A 9,160-nucleotide genomic window follows, 5' to 3' on the forward strand; every position below is an offset into this window, starting at 1 on the left:
AGACCAGGACCATCAGGAGCGGGTCAGGTGCGCTTGAACTGGCTCAGTACAAAGAGGGTGGTGGCGCAGACTACGACCGAGGGACCGGCCGGGGTGTCCTGATACCAGGAGAGGGCAAGGCCCCCCAGCACGGCGAGACAGCCTGTCAGGGCGGCAAAGCCAGCCATCTGCTCCGGGGTCTGGCTGAAGCGGCGGGCGGTGGCGGCGGGAATGATCAGCAAGGAGGTGATGATGAGCGCCCCGACGAACTTCATGGCCACGGCGATGACCAGGCCTATCAGCAGCATCAGCACGCAGCGCAGCACATCTACCCGCACCCCTTCCACCCGGGCCAGCTCTTCCGAGATGGTCATGGAGAGCAGGGGATCCCAGAGCCGCCACAGGGTGAGCAGCACCAGGGCACCGCCGCCGTAGATCCAGAGCAGGTCCATGGGCTGCACCGAGAGCAGGTCGCCAAACAGGTAGGCCATCAGATCCACCCGCACGTTGTCCATGAAGCTCAGGGTGACCAGACCCAGCGACAGGGCGCTGTGGGCCAGAATGCCGAGCAGGGTGTCGGTGGCGACCTGTTGGTTGCGGCTCATGATGACCAGCAGCATCGCCATGGCGAGGCAGCAGACCACGACCGCCAGGGTGAGGTCCACCTGCAGCAGGATGCCGAGGGCGATGCCGAAGAGGCAGGCATGGGAGAGGGTGTCGCCAAAATAGGCCATCTTGCGCCACACCACGAAGCTGCCCAGGGGCCCGGCCAGCAGGGCGATGCCGAGTCCGGCCGCGAGGGCGTATAACAGAAAGCTGTCCACGTGAAGATCCTAGTTGTTGCGAGAGGGCAGGCGGATGACGGGAGCCTGCGGTTCATGATGATGGTGTTCGCCATCGCAGTGGTGATGGTGGGTATAGACCGCCAGCACCTCCCGCTCCGGCCGCCCGAACAGGCGGGCAAATTCCGGGTGGCGGGCCACGCTCTGTGGCTCGCCGTGGCAGCAGACGTGGCGATTGAGGCAGATCACCTCGTGAGTGCTGGCCATCACCAGGTGCAGATCGTGGGAGACCATCAGCACGGCGCAGTGGAACTCGGCGGCCAGCTGGCTGATGAGGGCATAGAGCTCGATCTGGCCCGTGATATCTACCCCTTGCACCGGTTCGTCCAGCACCAGCAGCTCGGGTTTGACCAGCAGGGCGCGGGCCAGCAGCACCCGCTGCATCTCGCCACCGGAGAGCTTTTGCATCCGGTTGTCCAGCAGATCCTGGGCACCGACCCGATTGAGCGCCTCCTCGATGGAGAGGCGGCTGTTCTTGCCAAGTTGCAGGAAGCGGCGCACCGTCAGGGGGAGGGTGGGGTCCAGATAGAGGCGCTGGGGTACATAGCCGACTCGCAGATCGCGGCGGCGGATGATGTCCCCCGAATCTGGGCGGAGCAAGCCCAGCACCAGCTTGCTCAGAGTGCTCTTGCCCGCCCCGTTGGGGCCGACCAGGGTGGTGATTTTGCCTTTGTTCAGGGTAAAGGAGACCTTGTCGAGCACGAGTCGTCCGTCAAATGAGAGACAGACCTCTTTCAGCTCCACCAGTTGGGTCATGACAGCTCCGGGGTTTACAGCCTGTGAGAGTTATAATATAACAGTGACGTTGGTTTGTTATATTATCACACACACACACCCTGACGAGACCTCTATGCGAATTCTTGCTTTGATCACTGCCCTGATGGCGGTGAGTCTGCCTGTCCGTGCCCTCGAGGTGCTGACCACCATCAAGCCCCTGGGCTTCATCGCGGCGGCGATCACCGATGGTGTGAGCGAGCCCGGGGTGCTGCTGCCCACCGGCGCGTCGCCCCACGATTTTTCCCTGCGCCCTTCCGACATGCGCAACATCAAGGAGGCCGATCTGGTGGTGTGGGTCGGTCCCGAGCTGGAAGGCTTCATGGCCAAACCCCTGGCCCAGCATCCTCATGTATTGACCCTGACCCAGGTTCCCGGCATGCCGCTGTACAACTATGCGACCCAGGGGGAACATGACGATCATCACCATGATGACAAGGATCATGACCATGCCGCCCACGACCACGGCTCGCACGACGAGGGCCATGAAGGGCACCACCACGAAGGGGTGGATCCCCACATCTGGCTGGGTCCAACCCAGGCCAAGGTGATTGCCAAGGCGATTGCGACCGAACTGGGCAAGCTGGATCCTGCCAACCAGGCGCGCTATGCCGCCAATCTCGCGGCCTTCGAGGGCAAGGTTGACGCCCTGGACAAGGTGATCGCCGTGCAGATGAAGGCGGTGGATCAGAAGGGCTACTTCGTGTTCCACGAAGCCTATGGATACTGGGAGCGCCACTACGGCATGAGTTCCAAGGGACACTTCACCGTGAGCCCGGAGCGTCGCCCGGGAGCCAAGACGCTGATTGACATCCGCAAGGCGCTGGAAGAGAAAAAGGCGAGCTGCATCTACGCCGAGCCGCAGTTCTCCCCGGCGGTGATCGAGTCGGTTGCCCGCAATACCGGGGCCAAGGTGCTGCTGCTGGACGAAGTCGGCGAGCAGGTGCCGCTCGGTCCGGACGGTTATCCGCAATTCATGCAGCAGTTGGCGGATGCCTTCGCCCAGTGCCGCTAGGCCTTGCCCGACATTGACGATAGAGGCGGCGCGGCCAACTATACTGACCTCCAGCATCTGATATGGAGTGTCAGTCATGAAATGGTTGCTCGTCTCTGCCTGCACGCTGACCCTGCTGGGATCCGGCATACAGGCATCCGGTCTTTCCGAACACATCGCCAGCCCGGAACTCAGGGCAAAAATGCAGGCGGTCTATGGCGCCAGAGCGATCCAGCGGTCCGAGGCCTTCTCTCGTCTGCTGACGCCAAGGGCCGGAACGACGGACCAGCAGAAGCTGGAGCTGGTGAACAACTACTTCAACAACCTGACCTACAGCGAGGATCCCAGACTGTGGGGGGATGATGATTATTGGGCCAATCCGCTGGAGTTCATCGGGGCGAGAGGCGGGGATTGCGAGGACTACAGCATCGCCAAGTACTACACCCTGATGGAGCTGGGGGTCGACGAGAAGAAGCTGCGGCTGGCCTATGTGAAGGCAATTCGTTACAACCAGTTCCACATGGTGACGTTGTACTTCCCGACCATCAAGTCAGATCCCCTGGTGCTGGACAACATCAATGGCCGCATCCTGCCGGGGAGCAAGCGCAATGATCTGCAGCCGGTTTACAGTTTCGATGCCAAAAGCATCTGGATCATGAAATCCCGCCGCGAGGGAACCCTGGCGGGGAGTGCCGATCGCCTGGCCCAGTGGACCTCGATGCAGAGCCGGTTCTCCAGCGAGCATCTGCGCTCCCCCCGTCGCCAGCTATAACTTGCCCGCCGCCTTCAACTCCTCGAAATATTTTCCCGCGCCCGGATGCTGTTCGACACTCAGCACCGGGCCTATTTTGTTGCGCGCCTTGTGAAACAGGTTCGCATAGCCATAGGTCTGTTCGTTGAAACTGGTTTGCTGGCTCAGCATGGCCCGGGTCAGCCGATAGACCTCGTCATCGGGAGTGGCGGCATTGGTCACCAGGGTGGCGGCGATGGCGAAGGTGGGGGTTGCCTTGAGGTTGCCCGGGTAGATGCGTGCCGGCACCTGGCTGCGCTGGTAATACCTGACCCCTTTGAGCAGCTGGTCCCTTACGGGCCCCTCGATCGCCAGGAAGCGCACGGCGCAGCGCTTGGCGGTGTCCAGCACGATGCGGTTGGGATGACCCATGACAAGGCCATAGGCATCGATCTGTTTATTGCACAACGCTTCGGAGAGATTGGCGACGCTCTTCAAATCGAGATCTTGCTCCTTTGCGCCCAGAACATTGAACAGGGCCAATGCCGTTTGACGAGTCCCTGAACTCTTCAGGCCCATGTCGATGGGGGCCAGCTTGAGCTGCTCCAGGGTGGTGATATCCCCATCGGCTCGCACCACTATGGTGAAAGGTTCGGCGTGGGTGGCAAAGAGCGCCCTCAGCTCGGGTTGTGGCTGGGCAGCGAAAGGCCCGGTGCCCTGGCTGGCCTGATAGAGCCAGTCGGACTGGACGAGCGCATAGGGTACCTCTCCCGTTTTCAGCTGGCGGAGATTTTCGATGGACCCGGAGCTGGCCTGTAGTTTGCAGGACATCGTGGGGTCACTTTTTTTGGCCAGTCTGCAGAACTCCTTGATGACCTGATAATAGATGCCTTGCTCCCCCCCTGTGCCTATGGTCATGGTGGTCGCGTGCAGGGTCGGTTGCCACAGCAGGGCGAGCAGCAGCAGCGGGATCCTCATGATGCATTCTCCTGAGTGGCATAACCATCGATGCCCCAACTGCGCAGCATGTCCACATCGCTTACGTCGCCGGCTTCCGCCAGCAAGGTGTAGCCGGAAGCATGGAGGCATTGGGAGAGCAGGTTCCAATAAAGGGGGGACTGGGTGAGCTGGCAACTGATGAAGACAGGTCTGATGGGGTCGAGCCTGGCCAGATTGTCGTTGTTCATCGGGATGTTGCTGAATGCCAGCTCAATCCCCTGGGACTGGAGTGCGGTCAGTCGTTCCTCGGCCAGGGGGGGGAAGATCGCCAGATCCCAGCGCCAGTCCAGCGTCTTACCACGAGCGCTGGTCAGCACGGGGGCAAACTGCGCCCAGTCTGGGTGGCCGAGCAGGCTGAGAGGCAGCTGGAGCCCTTCCGCCTTCTGAGTCAGCCAGTCGTTGAGCAGCCCCCGAATTTCATCCGGCGAACTGTCCGTGGTGGGGGGGTGCTTGGGTAGCAGGCGGCTGTAGAGCCTGATACTCCCCTGAGTGGAGAAGAAATGCTGCTGATAGGTGTTGCCATCGGTGTCGACCAGCCCAACGAGCTTCTGGTGGGTCGGGAGAGCGTCGTGCTTGCCAAGCTGGGTGATCTTGAGCCGCTGTTGCAGCAGGTCCCGCTTGCGTTCAGAGACCAGCTGGTTGATGGAGACAACGACTTCCTGCAATTCGCGAAGCCACGGGGTTGGCAGGTTGCCGCTGAACTGGCGTTTGCGGATCCGGGCCAGTTGCAGACTGATCTGCTCGAGGGGGCGCAGCAGGCGGCGGCACACCCAGGTGATCACCAGGCTGAACACCAGCAGGCCGGCGAGCAGCGCAAGTCCGGTACGACTGATGGCGTTCCACAGATGCTGGTAGGCGTAACCCTTGTGTCCCTCGAGCGTGAGGGTACCGAGAATGCGCCAGCCGTCGGTCAACTCCTGCTCAATCTTGACCGGCGGCATGTCGATAACTGAGGGGAGCCAGCCTGGAACATTTTGCTGTGCGGTGTGGAACACCTTCTGGAACAGCACCTGGCCATCCGGATCCAGCAGAACGACGGAGTTGACGAAGCCTCCGTCGAACATGGCGTTCACTATGGTCTCGGCAAGGACCTTGTCATCGTTGAGCAGAGTGCCCTGCAGCACCAGCCCCAGTGCGGTGATGGCGGTTTCAAGGTTGGCCGACATCTGGTCGAGAATAGACTGTCGTACCGTCGTGATCTCCAGCACGAGCAGCAGCGCGGCGCCGATGGTGAAGAGGATTAGGATGATTACATTTAACAATTTTGCCAATGACATACCCACTCCATGGAGATGTTTTTGCAACATTTTCTGGGCCGGAGAGCACCACAACCGGACTTGGTTCTTAAAAATAGAAAAAAATGGCTGAAAATGACGATCATTTCTGCCCATGCTGGAAGGTTATGCATAAAATGTGAGTTTCGTGCATGGAGCTATGAACTTTTTGTAAGTATTTAGGTCTAAAAGCCAGATATTCGGTTTTCATAATAAAAACTCATAAAAACAGACCCACAACCACCACCCTTAGATCTAATAACAGGATAGCGGATGAAACGTCTCCGTCCCTTGGTAGCCCAGGCTGCCAATTGGGAACCCCCGGTTCCCCGCAAGCATTTCTATGCCATGCTATTGCTCACGGCCATGACGCTGTCAGCGGTAGCCGTATTGCCAGCTCCCGGTGACATCCTGGAGCGGCCACTGCGTCTGGAGTTGCCGATCGCCACCACGGGCACCGCAACCAACGAAGACAACACCGACTTCAACGACATTCCGGATCACGAGCTGGTCGAGTCAGCCGCTCCCGAAGACGACATCCCGGCCGATGCCACGCCTCAATGGCAAGATTACCGGGTTCGCAACGGCGAGAACCTGACCACCATCTTCAACAACTTGGGGCTGTCCACCACCACCCTCTACAAGGTGCTGGATGCGGATGCCAAGAACAACCTGGCGCGTCTCAAACCCGGTCAGACCATCGAGTTGCTGATCGATCAGGACAACATTCTGCAGCAGTTGAAGATCCGCCTGAACATCAAGCAGACCCTGGTGCTGGAGCGTACCGACGACACCTATAGCGCCAACATGCTCAATGAAGAGGTAGAGTGGCAGCAGAAGAGCTATGACGGTGTCATCAACGGCAGCTTCTACGTCAGCGCCCGCAACGCGGGGATCCCGGCGAACCACATCCAGAAGATTGCCAACCTGTTTCAGTGGCGCCTGAACTTCGCCAAGGATCTGAAAAAAGGGGATAAATTCAAGGTATTGGTGCGCCAGGAGACGGTAGAGGGCAAGAGCACGGGCAACACCCAGCTGCTCGGGGTCGAAGTCTTCAGCCAGGGCAAGGCGGCGTCGGCCTGGTTGTCTGAGGATGGCAACTACTATGACGGCCAGGCGAACAGCCTGGAGCGGGGTTTCCGCCGTTACCCGACCCACAGCCGCTATCGGGTCAGTTCCAACTTCAACCCGGCACGGCGTCATCCCATCACGGGCCAGGTGCGTCCCCACGAGGGCACCGACTTCGCGCTGCCGGTCGGGACGGCCGTCATGGCCACTGGGGACGGCGTGGTGCTCAAGGCCACCCGCCACCCGCTGGCCGGTACCTATGTGGTGATCAAGCACGGCCGGACCCTGACGACTCGTTACCTGCACCTGAGCAAGCTGCTGGTGAAACCGGGCCAGAAGGTGAAGATGGGGGACAAGATTGCCCTCTCCGGCAACACGGGCCGCTCCACCGGTGCCCACCTGCACTACGAGGTGCGGATCAACAACCGGCCGGTCGATGCCATGAAGGTCAAGCTGCCGATGGCGGAGCCCCTGAGCGGCAAGGAGAAGCGCCAGTTCCTCGCCAAGGTGAAGAGTTACCGCAAAGAGATGGAGGCGGGCTGAACGGCTCCCTCCTGACGAAAAAGGCCCCGCCAACTGGCGGGGCCTTTTCATTGCAGAACGGCTTCAATAACCCTTGTCAAAGTCGATCCTGCCGTCCAGCTGCTGACCATCGATGAAGCGGATGTAGTTGCGGATGAAGATCTGGGCCACATCTTCCGGGAAGCTGTAGGCGCTGTTGTGGGGCGTCACGATGAGATTGGGCTGGTGCCAGAGCGGGCTGTCAGCGGGCAGGGGTTCCTGCTCGAACACATCGAGCATCGCCATGGCGGGTTTGCCGGCTTGCAGTGCCGCCAGCAGCTCCCCCTCATGGACGGCATTGCCCCTGCCGACGTTGAAGAAGATGGCGCCCGGTTTGCAGTGGCTGAAGCGTTCGGCGGTGAAGAGATGGCGTGTCTCGCGGGTGGCGGGCAGAACGCTGACGATGACATCGGCTTGGGCCAGCATCTTGTTGAGTGCCGGCAACTGGTACACCTGATCGAACCCGGCACGTTCACGGCCACTGTGGCTGATGCCGAGCACCCTCATGCCAAAATGTTTGCCGGTGTGGGCGATATGCTGCCCTATGCTGCCGGTGCCGAGCAGCAGCAGCGTCTTTCCCTTCAAGCCCTGATAGGGATGGCTCTGCCAGACGCCCTGTTGCTGCTGCTCGCGATAGAGTGGCAACTGGCGGGTCAGGCTGAGCAGATGGCCGAACACATACTCGCTCATCAAGGGGCCGAAGATGCCGCGGACATTGGTGAGCAGGTAGTCGCGGCGGCAACTGGCGTCCAGCAGCACGTCGACCCCGGCGTAAGTGGATTGCAGCCAGCTTAGCTTGCCGGCCTTGGCCAGCAGCGGCTTGGCCCGGGCAGGCTCGGCCATCAGGATATGAGCGTCGCCGATAAGCTGTTCGGCCTCGGCCTGATTGTCGGCCCGAAGAATGTGCAGATGGGGAAGATGGGCCGCCTTGAGCAGGCGTTCATAGTGGCTGTTGTCCTGACTCAACAGCAGCAGGGTACGTTGGCTCATACTCTTGTTCCTTATCGTGTTTATGGCAAGGCGAGAGGGATGCTGTCTCCATCTTACCCCAGTTGATCGGGCAAGATAGTCGAGCAGGGCGCTTTTTCATTTTTAGACGGGGCCCTCGTGGGCTACAATCTGCCCCACATTTTGCAAAGGATCCGACTCCAGTGTTTGGTGACAAGTTTTATAAGCGACTGGCCGAGCTGCAGCCCTGGCAGCAAACCGTCTATACCCTGGCGCTGGCAGAGCGCATGTACCCCAACTATGTGCTCTTTACCCAGGCCTCCGGTTTCGGGGATGCGAGGGCATTCCGTCACGCGCTGGATCAGATGTGGAACTACCTGACGGTCAAGGGATCCCGCGTCAATCTTGGTGCCATTCTGGAAGCGTTTGAAGTCTACATTCCCGATCCCCGCAAGTTTGAATCCTACGGCGCCTATCCGGCACTGGACGCCTGCGTGGCGCTGGGTTGTGCCTACAACTCGGTGATCTGCCGGGTGGGGGAAGAGGCCAACGACGCCAGCCATGCGTCAGTCGGCACGGTCGCCGGCTTCATCGAGATGCTGGAAGAGCGGGATCTTAGCGATGAGGAGCTCTATGAGCACGAGTACATGGAGGCGGAGCTGGAGTTCCAGGTCGAACTGCTCAAACGGGTGGCCCATGAACGGGACAGCGACCGCATCCTTGCCATCCGCGCCTTCGCGGCCCAGGACGGCGTCTCCAACATCGGCATCAGCCTGGAGGCGTAACGCCATCGCGTACTGCCCATAGAAAAAGCTCCCGGTCGGGAGTTTTTTTTATCTCTGAGCGTTCATTTTTTGGTGTGTGATACCAATCAGATTAAAGATGTGATCTAATTGCTCTATTCTGGTTTCACTGTACTCAGTATGTCCGATCCAATCGATTTCTTGGCCCTCGCCAAGGCAGAAACCAACGCCAGGAAACGCATGCGATT

The 9,160-nt window shown here is 60.0% G+C and carries 9 protein-coding genes; 4 read left to right on the forward strand and 5 right to left on the reverse strand.

Translation table 11 applies throughout. From position 1 onward, the window contains the following. Positions 1-23: 23 nt before the first annotated feature. Positions 24-803, reverse strand: coding sequence for a zinc ABC transporter permease subunit ZnuB (gene znuB / locus HKD46_RS17995; RefSeq protein ID WP_010672803.1), 780 nt, complete (start codon positions 801-803; stop codon positions 24-26). 9 nt (positions 804-812) lie between these two features. Then, complete coding sequence (znuC, locus tag HKD46_RS18000; protein WP_069785617.1) at positions 813-1,577, reverse strand: zinc ABC transporter ATP-binding protein ZnuC; 765 nt, start codon at positions 1,575-1,577, stop codon at positions 813-815. Between the two features lie 94 nt (positions 1,578-1,671). On the opposite strand from znuC, the gene znuA reads away from it, so the two are divergent. Further along, positions 1,672-2,610: a zinc ABC transporter substrate-binding protein ZnuA gene (znuA, locus tag HKD46_RS18005; protein WP_128296331.1), complete on the forward strand. Its 939-nt coding sequence runs from the start codon at positions 1,672-1,674 to the stop codon at positions 2,608-2,610. Positions 2,611-2,686: 76 nt separating this feature from the next. Further along, positions 2,687-3,361, forward strand: a complete 675-nt coding sequence (locus HKD46_RS18010; RefSeq protein WP_041212317.1) for a transglutaminase-like cysteine peptidase — start codon at positions 2,687-2,689, stop codon at positions 3,359-3,361. On the opposite strand, the gene HKD46_RS18015 is transcribed toward HKD46_RS18010, so the two are convergent. Together HKD46_RS18015 and HKD46_RS18020 are read right to left on the reverse strand one after the other, a co-directional pair. Beyond that, positions 3,356-4,297, reverse strand: coding sequence for a TAXI family TRAP transporter solute-binding subunit (locus HKD46_RS18015; protein WP_128313587.1), 942 nt, complete (start codon positions 4,295-4,297; stop codon positions 3,356-3,358). The genes HKD46_RS18010 and HKD46_RS18015 overlap by 6 nt on opposite strands. After that, positions 4,294-5,595 (reverse strand): LapD/MoxY N-terminal periplasmic domain-containing protein, encoded by a 1,302-nt coding sequence (locus HKD46_RS18020; RefSeq protein WP_043152912.1) that lies wholly within the window; start codon positions 5,593-5,595, stop codon positions 4,294-4,296. Before HKD46_RS18020 ends, HKD46_RS18015 begins: the two co-directional genes overlap by 4 nt. Positions 5,596-5,865: 270 nt before the next feature. Here HKD46_RS18020 and mepM point away from each other — a divergent pair, with 270 nt between their 5' ends. Next, entirely contained in the window at positions 5,866-7,203 is a 1,338-nt protein-coding gene (gene mepM, locus HKD46_RS18025; RefSeq protein WP_171865759.1) for a murein DD-endopeptidase MepM, read from the forward strand. Positions 7,204-7,266: 63 nt separating this feature from the next. On the opposite strand, the gene HKD46_RS18030 is transcribed toward mepM, so the two are convergent. After that, positions 7,267-8,211 carry a D-2-hydroxyacid dehydrogenase gene (locus HKD46_RS18030; RefSeq protein WP_052814389.1) on the reverse strand — a complete coding sequence of 315 codons (945 nt, stop codon included), beginning with the start codon at positions 8,209-8,211 and terminating at the stop codon, positions 7,267-7,269. Between the two features lie 161 nt (positions 8,212-8,372). Between HKD46_RS18030 and HKD46_RS18035 the strand changes: the two genes are divergently transcribed. After that, positions 8,373-8,954: a YjaG family protein gene (locus HKD46_RS18035; RefSeq protein ID WP_042864483.1), complete on the forward strand. Its 582-nt coding sequence runs from the start codon at positions 8,373-8,375 to the stop codon at positions 8,952-8,954. Positions 8,955-9,160 lie beyond the last annotated feature (206 nt).

The organism is Aeromonas sp. TW 6 (assembly GCF_013168745.1).
In the GTDB taxonomy this organism is placed as follows: Bacteria; Pseudomonadota; Gammaproteobacteria; order Enterobacterales; family Aeromonadaceae; genus Aeromonas; species Aeromonas caviae.

What these genes read in the sequence shown, in the direction of transcription:
- HKD46_RS18020 (WP_043152912.1), bottom strand. Translation starts at nt 5,595, where the DNA reads ATGTCATTGGCAAAATTGTTAAATGTAATCATCCTAATCCTCTTCACC.
- HKD46_RS18015 (WP_128313587.1), bottom strand. Translation starts at nt 4,297, where the DNA reads ATGAGGATCCCGCTGCTGCTGCTCGCCCTGCTGTGGCAACCGACCCTG.
- HKD46_RS18030 (WP_052814389.1), bottom strand. Translation starts at nt 8,211, where the DNA reads ATGAGCCAACGTACCCTGCTGCTGTTGAGTCAGGACAACAGCCACTAT.
- znuC (WP_069785617.1), bottom strand. Translation starts at nt 1,577, where the DNA reads ATGACCCAACTGGTGGAGCTGAAAGAGGTCTGTCTCTCATTTGACGGA.
- mepM (WP_171865759.1), top strand. Translation starts at nt 5,866, where the DNA reads ATGAAACGTCTCCGTCCCTTGGTAGCCCAGGCTGCCAATTGGGAACCC.
- HKD46_RS18010 (WP_041212317.1), top strand. Translation starts at nt 2,687, where the DNA reads ATGAAATGGTTGCTCGTCTCTGCCTGCACGCTGACCCTGCTGGGATCC.
- znuA (WP_128296331.1), top strand. Translation starts at nt 1,672, where the DNA reads ATGCGAATTCTTGCTTTGATCACTGCCCTGATGGCGGTGAGTCTGCCT.